Genomic DNA, 18,147 nt, shown 5'->3' with positions numbered 1-18,147 from the left:
GGCCTGTGCGCCTTGAGCTTTGCCCTCGATGTTTTCGACACCCGCTGACCTGATCCCGCTGCCTCCTGTCCTGGCCGGCCCGCTGTTGCGACGGCTGGAGCCGACGCGCGTGGTCATGTGGCTGGTCGGCACGCGGCCACTGGCGCTGACCTTGCGCCTGCAAGGTGTAGGAGACATTCCTCTCGACGCCGGGAAATGCACCGTCATTCCGGTAGGTCGTCAGGCATTTGTCCATCTCATCGATGTTGCTCTCGACAACGCCCTGCCCTGCGACACACGTATCGACTACGACCTGCTGATCGACAATGCAGAGGGCATCGCCGACTGGGCGGCGCATTTGCTGTACGGCGATGCAACCAGCCCGAACTTCGTCATGCGCTCGCGGATCGATCAACTGCTGCATGGCTCTTGCCGCAAGCCGCATCACCCGGCGACGGATGGATTGCTTTGCGTCGACCAATTGCTGGCGACGGAAACCGATCCGCAACAACGCCCCGCCCTGTTGATGATGAGCGGCGATCAGGTCTACGCCGACGACGTGGCCGGCCCGATGTTGCGAGCGATTCATGCCTTGATCGAACGCCTTGGCCTGTTCGACGAACACCTCGAAGGTGCCGTGGTCAGCGACAGCGCCAAGCTCTACAAACACCCGGCCAGTTACTACCACCGTGCGGATTTGTTACCGGCGCTGGAAAGCAACGAGACATTGCGCGAGCGATTTTTCGGCGGTGCGCGTAAGCCGATTTTCACCAGCAGCAGTGCTGACAATCATCTGGTGACGTTCGCCGAAGTCATGGCGATGTACCTGCTGGTGTGGTCGCCGACCGCCTGGTCGCTGATCGATCCGCAAGCACCCGAACTGACGCCGGAACGCCTCAAGCGTTACACCCTCGAACAGACTCGCATTGATGCCTTCAAGACTGGATTGGGCAAGGTCGCCCGCGCGCTGGCGCATTTGCCGAGCCTGATGATTTTCGATGATCACGACATCACCGATGACTGGAACCTGTCCGCGCAATGGGAGGAAACGGCCTACGGCCATCCGTTCTCCAAACGCATTATAGGCAACGCGTTGATCGCCTATATGTTGTGTCAGGGCTGGGGCAATAATCCCGATGCGTTCAAAGAGGTATTGGAGAAAACCCTGAGCCTTAGCGCCAGCGGTGATGATCAGTATCTCGACAGACCGGTGCAGGACGATTTGATCGATGACCTGCTGCGCTTTCAGCATTGGCATTTCGTACTGCCAACCAGTCCGGCGCTGGTGGTCATCGACACCCGTACCCGCCGCTGGCGCAGTGAGATGGCGCTCAAGCAACCGTCGGGCCTGCTCGATTGGGAGGCGCTGAGCGAACTGCAACAGGAGCTGCTTGATCATCCGTCAGCGATCATCGTTTCTCCGGCGCCGATCTTCGGCGTGAAGCTGATTGAAACCGTGCAGAAGGTCTTCAGTTGGTGCGGTTATCCGCTGCTGGTCGACGCGGAAAACTGGATGGCCCATCGCGGCGCCGCGCAAGTGATCCTGAATATTTTCCGCCACTCGCGCACACCCGGTAACTACGTGGTGCTGTCCGGCGACGTGCATTATTCCTTCGTCTACGAAGTGCTTATCCGACACCGCAAGGCCGGGCCGCGGATCTGGCAGATCACCAGCAGCGGGATCAAGAACGAGTTTCCGAAAAGCCTGCTGGAATGGTTCGACCGCCTCAACCGCTGGCTCTATTCGCCACGCTCCCCGCTGAACTGGTTTACCAAACGCCGCAGCATGCGCATCGTGCCCTACACGCCGGAACATGCTGAGGCAGGTGAACGCTTATGGAATTCGGCGGGGATCGGTCAGGTGTTTTTCAATGAACAGGGGCAGCCGCGCGAGATCATTCAGCACAATTCGAATGGCAAGGCGAAGACGCGGATGCTGGCGCCGGATCTGGCGGATTATCCGGACTAGCCACAAGTTTTTTCCTACATTGGAAATACCAGATCCCGACAACGCGGCGGTTTCTCACTGCCCGAGACAGTGGACAAGGATTACAGACGTCTCAGAAACGTCTCCAGGGTTCTTAAGTGATACTGAACGTGCTCGCAGCAACCCTTCTGCGAAACAACCACTAGTAGGTGTCGCCTTGTCATCCTGTACTCACCTCCATACGTTCTTGGCATCCAGCGAGGATCGAGAGCTAACTTCGCAATCCCGGCAAGAATCTGAGCCTGTCGTGATGATGCCTCCTGGCGAGAACAGCACACTCGAAGAAACAGCCTACTTGATGCGCTCACCCGCAAACGCCGAGCGGTTGATCAGATCGATCGGCGAAATGCGCGCAGGAAAAGCCAAAGTCAGACATTTGATCGAAGAGTGAAAATCGTCACGACTGAACGACACATCCCACACCTCTGACAATCATCTCCACCTCACGCTCATCAATCGTCAACGGTGGCAGCAGCCGTATCGTCTTGCCCCGCGTGACGTTGATCAACAGTCCATAATCCCGCGCGGCGATCAGGGTCAGATCACGCACCGGTTGTTTCAGTTCGATGCCAATCATCAAACCCTGACCACGAATCGCCAGCACATTGGGATTGTCCGCCAGCTCTGCGCGCAGGCGAGTTAATAGCCGTTCCCCCTGAATCCTGGCATTTTCCAGCAGGCCCTGTTCTTCGATGATGTCCAGCACCGTGCAACCGACCCGACACGCCAGTGGATTGCCGCCGAAGGTGCTGCCATGGCTGCCGGGCGTAAACAGATCCGCCGCCCTGCCCCGAGCCAGGCAAGCGCCGATCGGCACGCCATTCCCCAGCCCTTTTGCCAGGGTCATGACATCCGGGACGATGCCTTCATGTTGAAACGCAAACCAGCGCCCGGTGCGGCCGATGCCGGTCTGGATTTCATCGAGCATCAATAGCCACGCATGGCGATTACACAGTTCGCGCAGGGCTTTAAGGTAACCGGGTGGCGCGATCTGCACACCGCTTTCGCCCTGGATTGGCTCGACCAGAATCGCCACGATGCGCTCGCCGTGTTTTTGCTGCAGTTGCTGCAGCGCTGCGAGATCACCGAATGGCACTTTGAGGAAATCCCCCGGCAATTCATTGAACCCCAGACGCACCGCCGGACCATCGCTGGCCGACAAGGTGCCGAGTGTGCGGCCGTGGAACGCGTTGGCCATGACCACCACCAGCGGCTGTTCGATGCCTTTGCGCCAGCCGTATAAACGCGCGAGTTTCAGCGCTGTTTCATTGGCCTCGGCACCGGAATTATTGAAAAACGCGCGCTCCATGCCCGACAGCTCAGTCAGCCGTTTGGCCAGTTGTTGCTGCCAGTCGATGCTGTACAGATTCGACGTGTGCAGCAGCAACCCGGCCTGCTCGCTGATCGCCGAAACGATCCGCGGGTGTGAGTGGCCGACGTTGGTCACCGCCACACCGGCCACCGCATCCAGATATTCGCGACCGGCCTGATCCCACAGGCGAGTGCCCAGGCCCTTGGTGAAGCTCAAGGCCAGTGGTTGGTAGGTGTTCATCAGGGCGGCGGTCATGACTTCAAACTCCAGTGCAGGTCGGTGTGCTGGCAGTATGGTTAGCCAGCGAAACTGGATAAACTCGGGAAAACTTCATTCATTTAAAAGCTGAGCTTGATAATGGACCTGTTCCAGTCGATGAGCGTGTACGTCAAAGTCGTCGAAGCCGGGAGCATGACGGCGGCCGCGTTGCAGTGCGACCTGTCGACGACCATGGTCGGCAATCATCTGCGCGCGCTGGAGCAACGGCTGGGCGTGCAACTGCTGCAACGCACGACCCGCCGTCAGCGGCTCACTGAATTCGGCAGCGTTTACTACCAGCGTTGTCTGGAAGTGTTGGGATTGGTCGCCGATTCCGAACGCCTCGCCGAGCAGACCCTCGATCAACCCCGGGGCATGCTGCGCCTCACCGCGCCGCTGACGTTCGGCGTTGAACGGCTGGCCCCGGCGCTCAGTGAATTTTCCTTGCTGTACCCGCAGGTCAAACTCGACGTGGTGCTGACCAACAGCCGTCCCGATCTACTGGAGAGTGGCCTGGATGTGGCGTTCCGGCTGGGCAATTTCGAGCAGTCCAACCTGATCGCCCGGCCTTTGATCGATTACACCCTGACCGTGTGCGCCTCGCCGCACTATGTCGCCCGGCGGGGCATGCCGAAAACCCCGGAAGACCTGCAACAACACGACTGCCTGTCGTTCGCCTATCCCGCGGGCGACGACTGGCAATCGGTGGAAAAGCGCTGGCGTCTCAGTGGTCCCGATGGGGAGATCATGGTCGACGTCAGCGGGCCTATGCTGATCAACAGCTCCGCCGGGCTGCACCAGGCGGCCCGCACCGGCATGGGCATCGTGATGCTTCCGGATGCGCTGGTGGAACAAGACCTGCGCGAAGGCCGACTGGTGAAGGTCGTGGCCGATTTCCAGCCACCCAGCAGACCGATGCATCTGCTCTACGCGCCAGATCGTTATCGTTTGCCGAAATTGCGCCGGTTCGTGGAGTTTGCGATGCAGACGTGGGGGAAATCCTGACGCTGCCTACGCTGCTCTTCCATGAAAAATTGCTGACAAGGACTCGAACAGCAGATGAACAACACACCCAACGTACGTGATTTGCTGCCCGCCGAAACGCAATCGGTAAGGCAGTTTCTCGGGCAGCATGGCTGGAGCCATCGCACCGGTTCAGCTGAATACTTCGCCCAGTTGATCGACAACTCTCAGCGCACCGCCGTTGCCGTCCAGGGTGGGCAGATCATCGGCTTCGCTCGCGGGATCAGCGATGGTTTGTCCAACGGTTACCTGTCGATGGTGGTGGTCGATGACCAGCATCGGCGTGAAGGGATTGGCCGCGCACTGGTCGAGCACATCATGGGCGGCAACCCCGATATTACGTGGGTGCTGCGCGCCGGACGCGAGGGCGCGGAGGCTTTTTTTGCCAGCCTGGGTTTTGAGACCTCGGTGATTGCCATGGAACGGCCGCGCCGGAAATAGTGCACGCCGGGAAAAAACTCGACCGGCAGACCGTTGCTCCGTGACAACGCCGCCGCGCTCCCCTAAATTAGTCGGCCTGAAAAAGCCCTCGGTTTTCTCATCTCCACTCAAGTTAAAAAAGTAGTGAAATTTCAATGTCCGATTTCAACACCGCTGAATCCGTAGTCACCGAATCGTCCAAAGCGGAATACGAAAACTCCATCAATCTTTCACAACACCTGCCACAAGCCAAAATCATCAGCGAGATGGTCCTGGACGCGTTCCAGTCGACCCGCGAAAGCGACCAGATCCGCGAGCTGCGCGCGGCGATCCGTCAGGCTCACGACAGTTTCGATGACGACAAGGCCTACGAGCTGATGGGCGAACTCAAGGCGCTGAAAGACGCCGAAGCCGCCGACCTCGCCGCCCTTGAAGACCTCAGCAGCAAGTTCTCGATCGGCCGCATCCTGTCCAGCTTCAAGGACGATCCGGCGTTCCAGGAAATCGTTTACGGCCTCGCGCTGAAAGTGCTGAACCAGACCCATCAGGCGATCAGCAATCCGAGCGGCGGCAAGAGCAAGGCTGCGAAGAAGAAAGAAGTCGAAATCTTCACCATCAGCAAGGACGGCATCAGCGTGACCCTGCCACTGCGCACGCCACGCTCGCGCCTGAACGTTGACCGTGCAGCGCTGGAGTTCCTCGGTTTCACCTTCGTTGGTGAAGGCGAAGAAGCGGAGCTGGAAAGCGAAGTCTTCGTTGATAATGCGGGTACCGAACAGGCAGTGAACCGCAAGAACATCATTACCGCACTGCAGCAGCAGACTGCGTTTGATGGCTACAGCATCGCCGCGCAGTAATAGCGCAGCCGCTGTACGAAAAAGCCCCGCACTGAGATTCAGGCGGGGCTTTTTGTTGTCCGGCTTGGGATTTGTGAGAAGGCGAAAATCCTCGCCCCTCATCGGAACGCCGCCCGCCCAGCCCTCTCCCGAGGGAGAGGGAGCTGATTTGGGGATATTGAAGAAGCATACCGAAATGAAAGTACTGTGCCGAATCCACAATCGCCTCGGCCTCTCAGGTCGATGTATAGCGCAAGACACCTCGGCCAGTCCCCTCTCCCGAGGGAGAGGGCTAGGGTGAGGGTGAGGGTGAGGGCAAACCGCTAAACCACCCTCAAGCCGAAGGATGCAACGCTACAATCATGTCCACTTCAATCGCTGCGTTCTTCGGCAACTGATACACACCGACCGTGGTGCGCGTGTGCCGGCCGGCATCGCCGAGCACATGACTGAACACGTCCGAGGCACCGTTGGCGACTTCGCTCAGATCAACGAAGTCCGGCGTCGACTTCACATACACCGTCACCCGCAACAACGCCTTGATCTTGTCCAGCGAACCCACCGCATCGACGATCAGCGCCAGGCAACGCATTGCACTGATGCTGGCGGCGGCCTGGGCATCCTTGAGGGTCAACTCCAGCCCAACCCGACCGGGATACTGAATCTTGCCGTGGGTGCGCGGCACCATGCCGCTGATGTACAGCTCATCATGATGACGGATCAGCGGCGCGTAATTGCCGCCGGCGGTGTTCTCACCATAGATGTCGTAGTTCAGCTCTTGGGCCAGGGCAATAAAACGCTCGTCGCAGGTCATCCTCTCAGTCATTTCGCCCAGCCTTTTGATCAGTGCATGAAGAAGCTCGAATCACGGCAGTAAAACACCGAAAAAATGGCTTGGTGCTATCACTGTCGGGGTTGGATCCAAATCTAGGGGTTTTGAACTCCACTCGCAACCCTCACCCTAGCCCTCTCCCATAGGGAGAGGGAACCGAACGCAGGATATTGACGACATACACCGACCTGAACGCACTTTACCGAATCCATAATCGCCACGACTTTGCAGGTCGGCGGTGGACTAGAGACAACTCGATCGGCCCCCTCTCCCTCTGGAAGAGGGCTGGGCGGGCGGCGTTCCGATGAGGGGCTTTACGCCAGGCAACAAAAAACCCCGCACATCTTTCAATGTGCGGGGTTTTTCTTCAAGCCTTTGAGCCTTACGGCGCGTACGTCAGCAGCAGCTCTGCGGGCACCTTGAAGTCCAGGGACATCATGACGCTCAACGCAGTGATGGTGAAGATCGAGAACACGAACAGCTTGCGTGCCCAGACCGTGTCATCCACCGCTTTGTAGCCGGTCCAGGCCATGTACAACCAGTACATGCCCATGGCCGCGGCGACGGCGAGGTAGCTCATGCCGGCGTAACCGCTGAAGGTCAGCATCAAGGTCGCTACGAGGAACGCCAGGATGTAGAGCAGGATGTGCTTCTTGGCCACTTGAATCCCGCGCTTCACTGGCAGCACCGGAATCGATGCGGCCAGGTAATCGTTGAAGCGGAAGATCGCGATGGCGTAGGAATGCGGCATCTGCCACAGGCTGAACATCACCAGCAACGTCAGCGCGGCCATGTCGAAGCTGTTGGTTACGGCGACGTAACCGATCACTGGCGGCATGGCGCCCGACAGACTGCCCACCAGCGTGCCGTGAACCGACTTGCGCTTGAGGTACAGGCTGTAGAAGCCGACGTAGATGATGAAGCCGATCACCGCGAACAAAGCGGCCAACGGATTGGCCACCTTGTACAACAACGCAACGCCGAGAACACCAAGGATGGTCGCGTAGACCAGGGCCAGTTTCAGGGAGATCAAGCCCTGCACCAGCACCCGGTTCTTGGTGCGTTCCATCTTCAGGTCGATGTCGCGGTCGATGCAGTTGTTGAACACGCAACCGGAGGCAACAACCAGGGATGTACCGATCATGGCAGCCAGAAACACCGCCAGATCGACATGCCCTTTCGAGGCCAGGAAGAACCCGCCTGCCACAGAAAGCACGTTACCGAAAATGATCCCCGGTTTGGTGATTTGGATAAAGTGCTTGAGCGACATCGGGTCTTACCTCACTTCGCCATCATGTAGGTGTGGATGCTGAACATGATCCACAACGACAGGCCAACCAGCAGCACGATCACGATCGCCGTAAAGACGAATGCAATCACGTTGTTACGCTGAGCAATGGAACGGTCCAGGTGCAGGAAGTAATACAGGTGAACAATCACCTGGATTACTGCGAACAGCAGAACGATTGCCAGCGTGGTGGCTTTCGGCAGGCTCGGGTACATCACCAGACCGAATGGGATGACGGTCAGGATCACCGACAGGATGAAGCCAATGGCGTACGACTTTGCGCTGCCGTGGCCAGCATCATGGCTGTCATGGGAGTGTGCATTAGCCATTACAGAGTCCCCATCAGGTAAACAACGGTGAATACGCAGATCCACACCACGTCCAGGAAGTGCCAGAACAGGCTCAGGCAGCTCAGACGGGTCTTGTTGGTCGCCGTCAGGCCGTGCTTGTTGACCTGGTACATCATGATGCCCATCCAGATCAGACCCGCCGACACGTGCAGACCGTGGGTACCGACCAGGGTGAAGAACGCGGACAGGAAGCCGGAACGGCTAGGACCGAAGCCCTCGGAGATCAGCAGGTGGAACTCGTTGATCTCCATGGCGATAAAGCCTGCGCCGAGCAGGAAGGTCATGAACAACCAACCCAGGACCGCCTGCTTCTTGCCTTTGTACAACGCCAGCATGGCGAAGCCGTAGGTGATCGAACTGAACAACAGCAGAGCGGTTTCGCCCAGCACGTATGGCAGTTCGAAGATGTCGTGGCCCGACGGGCCACCGGCGACGTTGTTTACCAGTACTGCGTACACCGCGAAGATCGACGCAAACAGAATGCAGTCGGTCATCAGGTAGAGCCAGAAACCGTATACGGTCATCTCGCCCGAATCGTGGTGATGGTCATCGTGCCCATGGTCACCATGGGCGTGTCCAACATTGGTCACTAAGTTCGACATGGTTTAAGCCTGTTCCAACGAGGTTTCAACACGGGTGGCACCGGCCGGGATTTTCCCTGCCGCGACCAGACGCTTGTGCTGCTCGGCTTCGATACGCTCGATCGTTTCAACCGGAACCATATAGCCCTGGTCGTCACGTGCAGCGTGGATCACGAAGTAGATGACGGTGCCGGCCAGGCTGGCGATCGCCAACCACCAGATGTGCCAGATCATCGCGAAACCGAAGACGGTCAACAGTGCGCCCATCACCACGCCAGTGGCGGTGTTGTTCGGCATGTGGATCGGCTCGTACTTGGCCGGACGCTGGTACGCAGTACCGTTTTCCTTGGCTTCAGTGAACGGGTCGATGCAGTCAGCCTTAGGCAGCACAGCAAAGTTGTAGAACGGCGGTGGCGACGAGGTCGACCATTCCAGGGTGTGTGCATTCCACGGGTCACCGTGATCGCAAACGTTCTCTGGCTTGTTACGGTCACGCACGCTCACATAGAGCTGGATCAGCTGGCAGGCAATACCCACAGCGATCATCACCGCACCGAACATGGCAACGTACAGGTACGGTACCCACTCAGGGTTGGTGGTAGCGTTCAGACGACGGGTCATGCCCATGAAGCCCAGTGCATAGAGCGGCATGAACGCGACGAAGAAGCCCGAGATCCAGAACCAGAACGCTGCTTTACCCCAGCCTTCGTGCAGCTTGAAGCCGAACGCTTTCGGGAAGTAGAACGCGAAACCAGCGATGTAACCGAATACCGCACCGCCGATGATCACGTTGTGGAAGTGCGCGATCACGAACAGGCTGTTGTGCAGAACGAAGTCAGCACCCGGGATGGCCAGCAGTACGCCGGTCATGCCGCCGATGGCGAAGGTCACCATGAAGCCCAGAGTCCACAGAACCTGGCTGGTGAAGCGCAGACGGCCCTGGTAGATGGTGAACAGCCAGTTGAATAGCTTCACACCCGTCGGGATGGAAATCAGCATCGTCGCCAGACCGAAGAAGGCGTTGACGCTGGCACCCGAACCCATGGTGAAGAAGTGGTGCAGCCAAACCATGAAGCCCAGTACCGAGATCGCGCCCGAAGCGTAGATCATCGAGTGGTGGCCGAACAGTTTCTTGCCGGTGAAGGCCGAGATCACTTCCGAGAAGATGCCGAATGCCGGCAGGATCAGGATGTAAACCTCAGGGTGGCCCCAGGCCCAGAACAGGTTGACGTACATCATTGGATTGCCACCAAGTTCATTGGTGAAAATGTGGAAATCCATGTAACGGTCAAGGGTCAGCAGTGCCAGGGTAGCGGTCAGGATCGGGAACGAAGCCACGATCAGAACGTTTGCCCAGGTGCAGGTCCAGGTGAAGATCGGCATGTCCATCAGTTTCATGCCAGGGGTACGCATTTTCAGTACGGTCGCGAGGAAGTTAACCCCCGTTAACGTCGTACCTAACCCGGATAGCTGTAGCGCCCAGATGTAGTAGTCCATGCCCACGCCAGGGCTGTATTGCAGACCCGACAATGGTGGATAGGCAACCCAACCGGTCTTGGCGAATTCGCCAACGCCCAGGGACAGGTTGATCAGCACAACGCCGGACACCAGCAGCCAGAAGCTCAGGGAGTTCAGGAACGGGAACGCAACGTCACGCGCGCCGATCTGCAGCGGCACTGCAAGGTTCATCAGGCCGGTGAAGAATGGCATCGCCATGAAGATGATCATGATCACACCGTGAGCGGTGAAGATCTGGTCATAGTGTTCAGGTGGCAGGTAGCCAGGCGAACCCTCGGTGGCCATGGCCAACTGGGTACGCATCATGATGGCGTCGGCAAAGCCGCGCAACAGCATGACCATGGCGACGATGATGTACATCACGCCGATTTTCTTGTGGTCGACCGAAGTCAGCCACTCGGTCCACAAGTACGTCCACTTCTTGAAGTAGGTGATTGCAGCGAACAGCGCCAGACCACCGAGGGCGATCATGGCGATGGTCACCATCACGATCGGCTCGTGGAATGGGACTGCTTCCCAACTTAATTTACCAAACATCGTTTACTCCTCTGCCCCGGCAGCTGAATGCGAACTCGAGTCAATTTCCGTGGCCGCCACTTCTTTCTCTTTCTTCTCGTGCTTCAGCGGCTTGCCCGGCTTCATACCTTCGTACTTGTCGACGATGATCTGGAACTGGTTCGGCGTGACCGAGGAGTAGAGCTCGACTGGGTTGTTCTGGCTCGGTTTGGCAAGGGCCGCGTATTCAGCTTGATCAAGCTGTTTAGGTGACTTCTTGACTTCACTTACCCAGGCGTCGAAATCTTCCTGAGTGGTGGAGATAGCTTTGAACTTCATGCCGGTGAAACCCGCGCCGCTGTAGTTGGCGGAGATACCGTCCATCTCAGCGTTGCGGTCAGCGATCAGGTGCAGTTTGGTCTGCATGCCCGCCATCGCGTAGATCTGGCCGCCCAGACCCGGGATGAAGAACGAGTTCATCACAGCGTCAGAGGTGATCTTGAAGTTGATTGGCGTGTGCGCCGGGAACACGATCTTGTTGACCGTGGCAATGCCTTGTTCCGGGTAGATGAACAGCCACTTCCAGTCCAGCGCAACGACTTCGATGGTCACTGGCTTGACGTCGGATTGAATCGGACGATACGGGTCCAGTTCGTGGGTCGAAATGTAGGTGATGTAACCCAGGGCAATGATGATCAGGACCGGGATGGTCCAGACTGCCACTTCGATTTTGGTCGAGTGCGACCATTTCGGGGTGTAGACGGCGTTCTTGTTCGACGCGCGGTACTTCCAGGCGAACAGGAAGGTCATGACGATAACCGGCACGACGACCAACAGCATCAGCAGGGTCGCGGTGATGATCAGGTTTCGCTGTTCCAGGCCAACCTGGCCCGTTGGATTGAGCAAGGTCATGTTGCAGCCTCCCAGCAACAACGTGCCGAGCAGCGGCACTAGGCCTAGTAATCTGGGGTACCTGTTTTTACTCATCTCACGACCTCTAAAGCAGCTTGCGCAATGCAGTTGGGTTTTGATCGCCAACACTTCACCCTGCCAAGGGTTGGCATTTTCTTTGGATTGAATAAGGGCCGCCCGTCGCGCGTCAGACGCTCGACAAAACCTGGGACAGCGGTCAGTTCTTATTCGAATTCGTGGTCAAAGGCCTTGTTACAGACCAATTCCATTTGGTGCGGAAAGTTGGAAGGCACCGACACCTGGGTGTCTTGAAAGCCTTGCGACTCACTCGACACCCGACTTCCTGCTCGCCTCCTTAATAAAGGCTGAACAGTGCCGGGAATTCAGTGCGGGCGATTGTAGATAGGTAGCGCCCTATACACCATGTCTTATCCCGAAATAATTTTTATCCGTTCGAGCAACAATCCATCGCCATTTTTGCAAAAGTTCCGCATGTTATCGAAATAGATTCTCAACAAAAACACCAAAAATTGTAGGTGTACCCGCGTCAGTTCAGACAGCTCTGAAGGCTTTTTCCGAACGCTGAAACAGCGCAAGCCCCGATAACCCAAGGCTTTTGGCCATCTGCCAGCGCTTGTTAAAACTGCCTGCTCTGGCACTCGCGTGCTAAAGCCGAAAAACCCCGAATCAGACCAATCCTTTTTTGTAACAACGGCCGATTCCGCGTCACTGAGGAGCCCTGCGACACGGCGCGTGTGACAACATGTCGCACACTTGCCGCACCCTCCCTTGCCGTCCGTCACGGTGTTTTCACAAACACTCTGAAATGCAAAACGCCCCGATTGGCTGATCCGCAAATCGGGGCGTTTTCTGTATCGGCCAGACTGCCGAATAGTTGACTCAGCGCAGTGCTTTTCGGTTACGCGAGGTCAGCAGCGGCACCAGAATGACCACCAGCACGAACGCCAGCAGTGCCCATTGCGCCAGCGACAGACCGAGGATCGGCGGGTAAGGCGTGGAGCAGAAACCGTCGACCTGAAAGCCCAGCGGGAAGATTTTCGCCAATGGCAGATCATCGACAATCGGCTGCAGCACATCGATGCCGCAGCTCACCGCCGGATAGAACTGGGTGTACACGTGATGCCCGGCCACACCGGCCCCGGCAATCGCGCAAAGCACCACCAGCACTTCGAATACGGTGATGCTGCGACGGCTGCGCATGGCCGCGCCGATGAACGCGAACAACGCGATCAACAACAACGCATAGCGCTGCAAAATGCACAGTGGGCACGGTGCTTCACCGAGCACGATCTGCATGTACAGCGCACCACCGATCAGAGCCAGGCAGATAATGCCCAGCAGCACCAGAAAGCGCCGTTCACGTCCCAGTCGAATCGTTTCCTCGCTCATCGCGTTTCCCTTGTAAGTCCATGGTTCAGCTGGCCGGCGGCTGCGCGTGCAGTTGCGCCATCAAGCTGATGTTGTCTTCGATATGCCAATTGGCCGCAATGCGACCGTTATCAATCTGATAGATATCGGTTGCCCGGAAGTCTACACGCTGGTCCCGCCCTTTGAGAGCCTTGAACGTACCGCTGAAGTGCCCGCGAAAGTGCAGATGCACCACCACGCGATCACCGGCGATGATCATTTGCTCGATGTCGCAACTCAAGTCCGGCACCGCCGTGCGAAAGAACTTCGACGCCAGCAACGGCCCGGTCGGCCCCTGCACCCGGCCCTCGGGTGGCGTCTGGTCGACAAACTGCGGCGACAACGCCGCCGTGGCCAGCGCCTCCTCACCGGAATTCCAGAAACTGCCATAACGCCGCGCGGCCAATTCCATGGCTTCGACCTGCGCCTTGGGCAGGCTCTGATCGACGATCAGGGTCTGCGGTTTTATCAAGGCAGATTCGGCAGAAGCAAACGGGCTGGCCAGCAACGCGGCCGAAAGACCGATGGCTGCAAAACTGAAACGACGAGCGAAGGCGAAGTGCGACATGGGGCAATCCTGATCATGTAAACGAACGAGCGCCTATCATCAGCATCGGGGAATAAACGATAAACCGGTTAAGAAATGATTAACCTTTAAACACTTTTTAAGAATCAGCACCGCGTAACGGCCTTCGCGAGCAGGCTCGCTCCCACATTGATCTGCGCCGAACACAAATCCTGTGGGAGCGAGCCTGCTCGCGAATGAAGGCAACCCGGTTTCAGATCACTCCAAAGCCGCTGCAGGCCCGAAGAACTCATAACGGCTCTGCTGCTCCGGTACACCCAGCGCTTTCAAATGCCGCTTGATCGCCGCCATAAAACCCTTCGGCCCGAGGAAGTAAGCATCCACATCACGCTGAGCCGGCAACCACTCGCCCAGCAACGCCTGATCCAGCATCCCGACCTTGTCCGCCGCCGGGCTGACACCGTCATCTTCGGCATAGCAGTAAAAACGTTTGAGTTGCGGATGACGCGCCGCCAGCTCATCAATCCAGTCACGGAACGCATGCACGCGGCCATTGCGCGCGCAGTGGATAAAGTGCACCGGCCGCTCGGTTTCCAGCGCGGCTTCGAGCATCGCCAGAGTCGGCGTGATGCCAACGCCGCCGCTGATCAGCACCAACGGTTTGTCGCTCGCAGCCAAGGTGAACTCACCCGATGGCGGGAACAACTGGATGCTGGCGCCAACCTGCAGTTGATCGTGCAAGTGATTGGACGCACGGCCACCCGGTTCGCGTTTGACGCTGATGCGGTACTGACCGTTGTTTGCCAACGCCGACAGCGAGTAATTGCGGCGGATTTCTTCGCCATCGAGGATCAGCTTCATGCCGATGTACTGGCCCGGTTCGGCGGCCAGAATCGAGCCTTTGTCTGCCGGTTCGAAGTAGAACGAAATGATTTCCGCACTCTCCTCGACCTTGGCCGCGACGATGAACTCCCGCGCCCCGCGCCAGCCGCCGACGGCGTGTTCTTTCTGGTCGTAGATCGCGGTTTCGGCGCCGATCAGGATGTCAGCTAACTGGCCATACGCCGCGCCCCAGGCACTCATCACTTCCGGTGTGGCGATCTCTTCGCCGAGCACTTCGGAAATCGCCCGAAGCAGGCAGGCACCGACAATCGGGTAGTGTTCCGGAAGGATCTGCAGGGCGACGTGCTTGTTGATGATTTTCGCCACCAGATCGCCCAACTGGTCGAGCCGATCGATGTGCCGCGCGTACATCAATACGCCGTTAGCCAAGGCGCGGGGCTGGTCACCGCTGGCCTGGTGCGCCTGGTTGAACAGCGGGCGAACTTCCGGGTATTCAGAGAGCATCATGCGGTAGAAGTGCGTGATCAGCGCTTCACCGCCGCTTTCCAGCAGAGGCACGGTGGATTTGACGATGGCACGATCCTGGACGCTAAGCATAAGCATGACTCCTGAGCTTTCTTGAAAAGTTACTTTAGAGTTATCAGGTTCCGTGCCAACTTATTTATCTATATAAATCAACAACTTGAAAATATCGTAGTCATAAAGACTCAACTACATTTATAGTCATCCCGACTACATCTTGTCTCTTTGACTACAAGACCATGACCGCCAAATCCCTGCTCACCGCCCTGCTGCCTCTCGTCTCCGACCTGTCTCGCGAACTGCCCGAGGGCGAGCGCTACCGACGCCTGCTCGAAGCCATGCGCGCCTTGCTGCCCTGCGATGCGGCGGCGTTGTTGCGCCTCGACGGCGAAGCCCTGGTGCCGCTGGCGGTGGACGGTTTAAGCACCGACACCCTCGGCCGGCGCTTCAAAGTCAGCGAGCACCCGCGCTTCGAGATTCTGCTGAGCGGCGCCGGGCCGACGCGGTTCGCCGCCGACAGCGACTTGCCCGATCCTTACGACGGTTTGGTCGACGGCCTCGACGAACACCTCGAAGTTCACGATTGCCTCGGCTGTCCTTTATTTGTCGATGAAAAACTCTGGGGGTTGATCACCCTCGACGCCCTCGACCCCGAGCGATTCGAACCGATCGAACTCGACGCCTTGCAAGCTTTCGCCAGCCTCGCCTCGGCCACGGTCAACGCCGCCGAACGCATTCAACGCTTGGCCAATCGCGCAGAAGACGAACACCAGCGCGCCGAGGTTTATCGTCAGGCCAGCGGCCAGCAAAACCGCGAGATGATCGGCCAGAGCAAGGCGCTGAAAAAACTGGTTGAGGAAATCAATCTGGTCGGCGGCAGCGATCTGACCGTGTTGATCACCGGCGAAACCGGCGTCGGCAAAGAACTGGTCGCCCAAGCGATCCACGCCGCCTCACCGCGCGCCGACAAACCGATCATCAGCCTCAACTGCGCCGCGTTGCCGGATACGCTGGTAGAAAGCGAACTGTTCGGCCACGTGCGCGGCGCCTTCACCGGCGCCACCAGTGACCGGCGCGGCAAGTTCGAACTGGCCAATGGCGGCACGCTGTTTCTCGATGAAGTCGGTGAGTTGTCGCTGACCGTGCAGGCCAAGTTGTTGCGCGTGTTGCAGAGTGGTCAATTGCAGCGTTTGGGGTCGGATAAGGAGCATCAGGTCGATGTGCGCCTGATTGCCGCGACCAACCGCGACCTGGCGGAAGAAGTGCGCAGCGGTCGCTATCGTGCCGACTTCTATCATCGCCTCAGCGTGTACCCGCTGCGCGTGCCGGCGCTGCGTGATCGCGGCCGCGATGTATTGCTGCTCAGCGGTTTCTTCCTCGAACAGAATCGCTCGCGCATGGGCCTCAACAGCCTGCGCCTGAACAGCGACGCCCAGGAGGCACTGCTCGCCTACACCTGGCCGGGCAACGTACGCGAGCTGGAACACTTGATCGGACGCAGTGCGCTGAAAGCGTTGGGCAACTGCAAGGTGCGGCCGAAGATCCTCAGTTTGAGCGCGGCGGATCTGGATTTACCGCGTGAGGTTGTGGATAACTCGGTTGAGGCTGTTGTTGGTGCGGTGACCGAGATGCCGTTGATCAGTGGGGATTTGCGCAGTGCGACGGAGCAGTATCAGCGGCGCTTGATCAGTGCGGCGCTGGAACGCAATCAGGATAACTGGGCTAGTGCGGCGCGGGAGTTGGGGCTGGATCGGGCGAATCTTGGGCGGATGGCCAAGCGGTTGGGGATGAAGAGCTAAAAGCACACCCTCACCCTAGCCCTCTCCCAGAGGGAGAGGTGACCGACCGAGGTGTCTTTCGCCATACGCCGACCTGAAATATCGAGTCGATTATGGATTCGGCAGAGCAGGTTCAGGTCGGTGAATTACTACAATATTCCCCGATCGGCCCCCTCTCCCTTTGGGAGAGGGCTGGGCGGGCGGCGTTCCGATGAGGGGCTTTGGCTTTTGATTGAAACGCCACCCGACAACTAACCTAAAGCCCAACCTTTTGACGCCGATAACCCGGCATCAATAGTTTCTGGCGATTTCCACCCTCGCCCACCACCTTTCCACAGAAGGTTCATATGTCCTCCACCAAAGCCCGCGCAGATTCACTTTCGCTTCTGCTGTTTACCTTGCGCAGCGGCAAGCTGATGGCGATCAACCTGCTGAAAGTCAGTGAAATCATCCCCTGCCCGCCGCTGACCAAGCTGCCGGAATCGCACCCGCATGTGAAAGGCATCGCCACGTTGCGCGGCGCCTCGCTGTCGGTCATCGACCTCAGCCGCGCCATCGGCGAGCGCCCGCTGGAAGACCCCAACGGCGGTTGCCTGATCGTCACCGACGTCAGCCGCTCGAAACAGGGCCTGCACGTCCAGGCTGTGAGCAAAATCGTTCACTGCCTGACCACCGACATCAAACCGCCGCCGTTCGGTTCCGGCGGTTCGCGCGCCTACATCACCGGCGTGACCTCGGTGGACGGCACGCTGGTGCAGGTGCTCGACATCGAAAAGGTTATCCACAGCATCGCCCCGGCACAGATTGAAATGGCCCCGACCGACCTGACCATGGAAGACGCCGAAGTGCTCGGCAACGCCCGGATTCTGGTGGTCGACGACAGCCAGGTGGCACTGCAACAATCGGTGCACACCCTGCGCAACCTCGGCCTGCAATGCCACACCGCACGCAGCGCCAAGGAAGCCATCGACTGCCTGCTCGACCTGCAAGGCACCGCGCAGCAAATCAACCTGATTGTCTCCGACATCGAAATGTCCGAGATGGACGGCTACGCCTTCACCCGCACCCTGCGTGAAACGCCGGACTTCGCCCATCTGTACGTGCTGCTGCACACCTCGCTCGACAGCGCAATGAACAGCGAGAAAGCGCGCCTGGCCGGGGCGAACGGCGTGCTGACCAAGTTCTCCTCGCCGGAACTGACCCACTGCCTGATCGAAGCGGCCAAACACGTCGCGGCACACGGGCACTGAGTCTTGGTC

Annotated in this window: 17 protein-coding genes; 7 read left to right on the top strand and 10 right to left on the bottom strand. The window is 58.4% G+C overall.

All coding sequences use genetic code 11. The features are described 5' to 3' along the window. Positions 1 to 28 precede the first annotated feature (28 nt). A complete protein-coding gene (locus ACM6IN_RS27025; RefSeq protein ID WP_414917017.1) occupies positions 29 to 1,948 on the top strand; it encodes an alkaline phosphatase D family protein in 1,920 nt (639 codons plus the stop codon). Positions 1,949 to 2,153: 205 nt separating this feature from the next. After that, on the top strand, positions 2,154 to 2,357 hold the full coding sequence (locus ACM6IN_RS27020; RefSeq protein ID WP_081498753.1) for a prevent-host-death protein: 204 nt from the start codon (positions 2,154 to 2,156) through the stop codon (positions 2,355 to 2,357). Positions 2,358 to 2,363: 6 nt separating this feature from the next. Here ACM6IN_RS27020 and ACM6IN_RS27015 read toward each other — a convergent pair whose 3' ends face one another. After that, positions 2,364 to 3,533, bottom strand: coding sequence for an aspartate aminotransferase family protein (locus ACM6IN_RS27015; protein WP_414917016.1), 1,170 nt, complete (start codon positions 3,531 to 3,533; stop codon positions 2,364 to 2,366). 102 nt (positions 3,534 to 3,635) lie between these two features. On the opposite strand from ACM6IN_RS27015, the gene ACM6IN_RS27010 reads away from it, so the two are divergent. From ACM6IN_RS27010 to ACM6IN_RS27000, 3 genes are all read left to right on the top strand, one after another. Next, positions 3,636 to 4,541: a LysR family transcriptional regulator gene (locus ACM6IN_RS27010; RefSeq protein WP_007916933.1), complete on the top strand. Its 906-nt coding sequence runs from the start codon at positions 3,636 to 3,638 to the stop codon at positions 4,539 to 4,541. Positions 4,542 to 4,595: 54 nt separating this feature from the next. Beyond that, positions 4,596 to 5,000 (top strand): GNAT family N-acetyltransferase, encoded by a 405-nt coding sequence (locus ACM6IN_RS27005; RefSeq protein WP_414917015.1) that lies wholly within the window; start codon positions 4,596 to 4,598, stop codon positions 4,998 to 5,000. Positions 5,001 to 5,134: 134 nt separating this feature from the next. Then, complete coding sequence (locus ACM6IN_RS27000; protein WP_007949995.1) at positions 5,135 to 5,836, top strand: hypothetical protein; 702 nt, start codon at positions 5,135 to 5,137, stop codon at positions 5,834 to 5,836. Positions 5,837 to 6,149: 313 nt separating this feature from the next. Here the strand turns inward: ACM6IN_RS27000 and ACM6IN_RS26995 are convergent, their stop codons facing one another. From ACM6IN_RS26995 to hmpA, 9 genes are all read right to left on the bottom strand, one after another. Continuing rightward, positions 6,150 to 6,641: a RidA family protein gene (locus ACM6IN_RS26995; protein ID WP_034156086.1), complete on the bottom strand. Its 492-nt coding sequence runs from the start codon at positions 6,639 to 6,641 to the stop codon at positions 6,150 to 6,152. Positions 6,642 to 7,029: 388 nt separating this feature from the next. After that, positions 7,030 to 7,917: a heme o synthase gene (cyoE, locus tag ACM6IN_RS26990; RefSeq protein ID WP_007916939.1), complete on the bottom strand. Its 888-nt coding sequence runs from the start codon at positions 7,915 to 7,917 to the stop codon at positions 7,030 to 7,032. A gap of 11 nt (positions 7,918 to 7,928) precedes the next feature. Continuing rightward, positions 7,929 to 8,264 (bottom strand): cytochrome o ubiquinol oxidase subunit IV, encoded by a 336-nt coding sequence (gene cyoD / locus ACM6IN_RS26985; protein WP_127929689.1) that lies wholly within the window; start codon positions 8,262 to 8,264, stop codon positions 7,929 to 7,931. Beyond that, on the bottom strand, positions 8,264 to 8,887 hold the full coding sequence (cyoC, locus tag ACM6IN_RS26980) for a cytochrome o ubiquinol oxidase subunit III (RefSeq protein WP_007916943.1): 624 nt from the start codon (positions 8,885 to 8,887) through the stop codon (positions 8,264 to 8,266). The genes cyoD and cyoC overlap by 1 nt, the downstream gene beginning before the upstream one ends. A gap of 3 nt (positions 8,888 to 8,890) precedes the next feature. Next, a complete protein-coding gene (cyoB, locus tag ACM6IN_RS26975; RefSeq protein ID WP_007916945.1) occupies positions 8,891 to 10,921 on the bottom strand; it encodes a cytochrome o ubiquinol oxidase subunit I in 2,031 nt (676 codons plus the stop codon). 3 nt (positions 10,922 to 10,924) lie between these two features. Further along, on the bottom strand, positions 10,925 to 11,866 hold the full coding sequence (cyoA, locus tag ACM6IN_RS26970) for a ubiquinol oxidase subunit II (protein WP_007916947.1): 942 nt from the start codon (positions 11,864 to 11,866) through the stop codon (positions 10,925 to 10,927). A gap of 825 nt (positions 11,867 to 12,691) precedes the next feature. Continuing rightward, a complete protein-coding gene (locus tag ACM6IN_RS26965) occupies positions 12,692 to 13,201 on the bottom strand; it encodes a disulfide bond formation protein B (protein WP_123376543.1) in 510 nt (169 codons plus the stop codon). 25 nt (positions 13,202 to 13,226) lie between these two features. Continuing rightward, a complete protein-coding gene (locus ACM6IN_RS26960) occupies positions 13,227 to 13,787 on the bottom strand; it encodes an ester cyclase (protein WP_414917014.1) in 561 nt (186 codons plus the stop codon). A 216-nt stretch (positions 13,788 to 14,003) separates the two neighbouring features. Beyond that, entirely contained in the window at positions 14,004 to 15,185 is a 1,182-nt protein-coding gene (hmpA, locus tag ACM6IN_RS26955; protein ID WP_414917013.1) for an NO-inducible flavohemoprotein, read from the bottom strand. A 164-nt stretch (positions 15,186 to 15,349) separates the two neighbouring features. On the opposite strand from hmpA, the gene norR reads away from it, so the two are divergent. Together norR and ACM6IN_RS26945 are read left to right on the top strand one after the other, a co-directional pair. Next, positions 15,350 to 16,909 (top strand): nitric oxide reductase transcriptional regulator NorR, encoded by a 1,560-nt coding sequence (gene norR / locus ACM6IN_RS26950; RefSeq protein WP_414917012.1) that lies wholly within the window; start codon positions 15,350 to 15,352, stop codon positions 16,907 to 16,909. Between the two features lie 326 nt (positions 16,910 to 17,235). Next, a complete protein-coding gene (locus ACM6IN_RS26945) occupies positions 17,236 to 18,138 on the top strand; it encodes a chemotaxis protein CheV (protein WP_008084803.1) in 903 nt (300 codons plus the stop codon). Positions 18,139 to 18,147: the final 9 nt, after the last annotated feature.

The organism is Pseudomonas sp. IT-P395, assembly GCF_949767675.1.
GTDB lineage: Bacteria > Pseudomonadota > Gammaproteobacteria > Pseudomonadales > Pseudomonadaceae > Aquipseudomonas.
The sequence above is the reverse complement of the archived record's forward strand: the minus strand, read 5'-3'. Positions and strand labels throughout refer to the sequence as shown.

What these genes read in the sequence shown, in the direction of transcription:
- ACM6IN_RS26945 (WP_008084803.1), top strand. Translation starts at nt 17,236, where the DNA reads ATGTCCTCCACCAAAGCCCGCGCAGATTCACTTTCGCTTCTGCTGTTT.
- hmpA (WP_414917013.1), bottom strand. Translation starts at nt 15,185, where the DNA reads ATGCTTAGCGTCCAGGATCGTGCCATCGTCAAATCCACCGTGCCTCTG.
- ACM6IN_RS27015 (WP_414917016.1), bottom strand. Translation starts at nt 3,533, where the DNA reads ATGACCGCCGCCCTGATGAACACCTACCAACCACTGGCCTTGAGCTTC.
- cyoE (WP_007916939.1), bottom strand. Translation starts at nt 7,917, where the DNA reads ATGTCGCTCAAGCACTTTATCCAAATCACCAAACCGGGGATCATTTTC.
- ACM6IN_RS26995 (WP_034156086.1), bottom strand. Translation starts at nt 6,641, where the DNA reads ATGACTGAGAGGATGACCTGCGACGAGCGTTTTATTGCCCTGGCCCAA.
- cyoD (WP_127929689.1), bottom strand. Translation starts at nt 8,264, where the DNA reads ATGGCTAATGCACACTCCCATGACAGCCATGATGCTGGCCACGGCAGC.
- cyoB (WP_007916945.1), bottom strand. Translation starts at nt 10,921, where the DNA reads ATGTTTGGTAAATTAAGTTGGGAAGCAGTCCCATTCCACGAGCCGATC.
- cyoC (WP_007916943.1), bottom strand. Translation starts at nt 8,887, where the DNA reads ATGTCGAACTTAGTGACCAATGTTGGACACGCCCATGGTGACCATGGG.
- ACM6IN_RS27010 (WP_007916933.1), top strand. Translation starts at nt 3,636, where the DNA reads ATGGACCTGTTCCAGTCGATGAGCGTGTACGTCAAAGTCGTCGAAGCC.
- ACM6IN_RS27000 (WP_007949995.1), top strand. Translation starts at nt 5,135, where the DNA reads ATGTCCGATTTCAACACCGCTGAATCCGTAGTCACCGAATCGTCCAAA.
- cyoA (WP_007916947.1), bottom strand. Translation starts at nt 11,866, where the DNA reads ATGAGTAAAAACAGGTACCCCAGATTACTAGGCCTAGTGCCGCTGCTC.
- ACM6IN_RS27005 (WP_414917015.1), top strand. Translation starts at nt 4,596, where the DNA reads ATGAACAACACACCCAACGTACGTGATTTGCTGCCCGCCGAAACGCAA.
- ACM6IN_RS26960 (WP_414917014.1), bottom strand. Translation starts at nt 13,787, where the DNA reads ATGTCGCACTTCGCCTTCGCTCGTCGTTTCAGTTTTGCAGCCATCGGT.
- ACM6IN_RS26965 (WP_123376543.1), bottom strand. Translation starts at nt 13,201, where the DNA reads ATGAGCGAGGAAACGATTCGACTGGGACGTGAACGGCGCTTTCTGGTG.
- norR (WP_414917012.1), top strand. Translation starts at nt 15,350, where the DNA reads ATGACCGCCAAATCCCTGCTCACCGCCCTGCTGCCTCTCGTCTCCGAC.
- ACM6IN_RS27025 (WP_414917017.1), top strand. Translation starts at nt 29, where the DNA reads ATGTTTTCGACACCCGCTGACCTGATCCCGCTGCCTCCTGTCCTGGCC.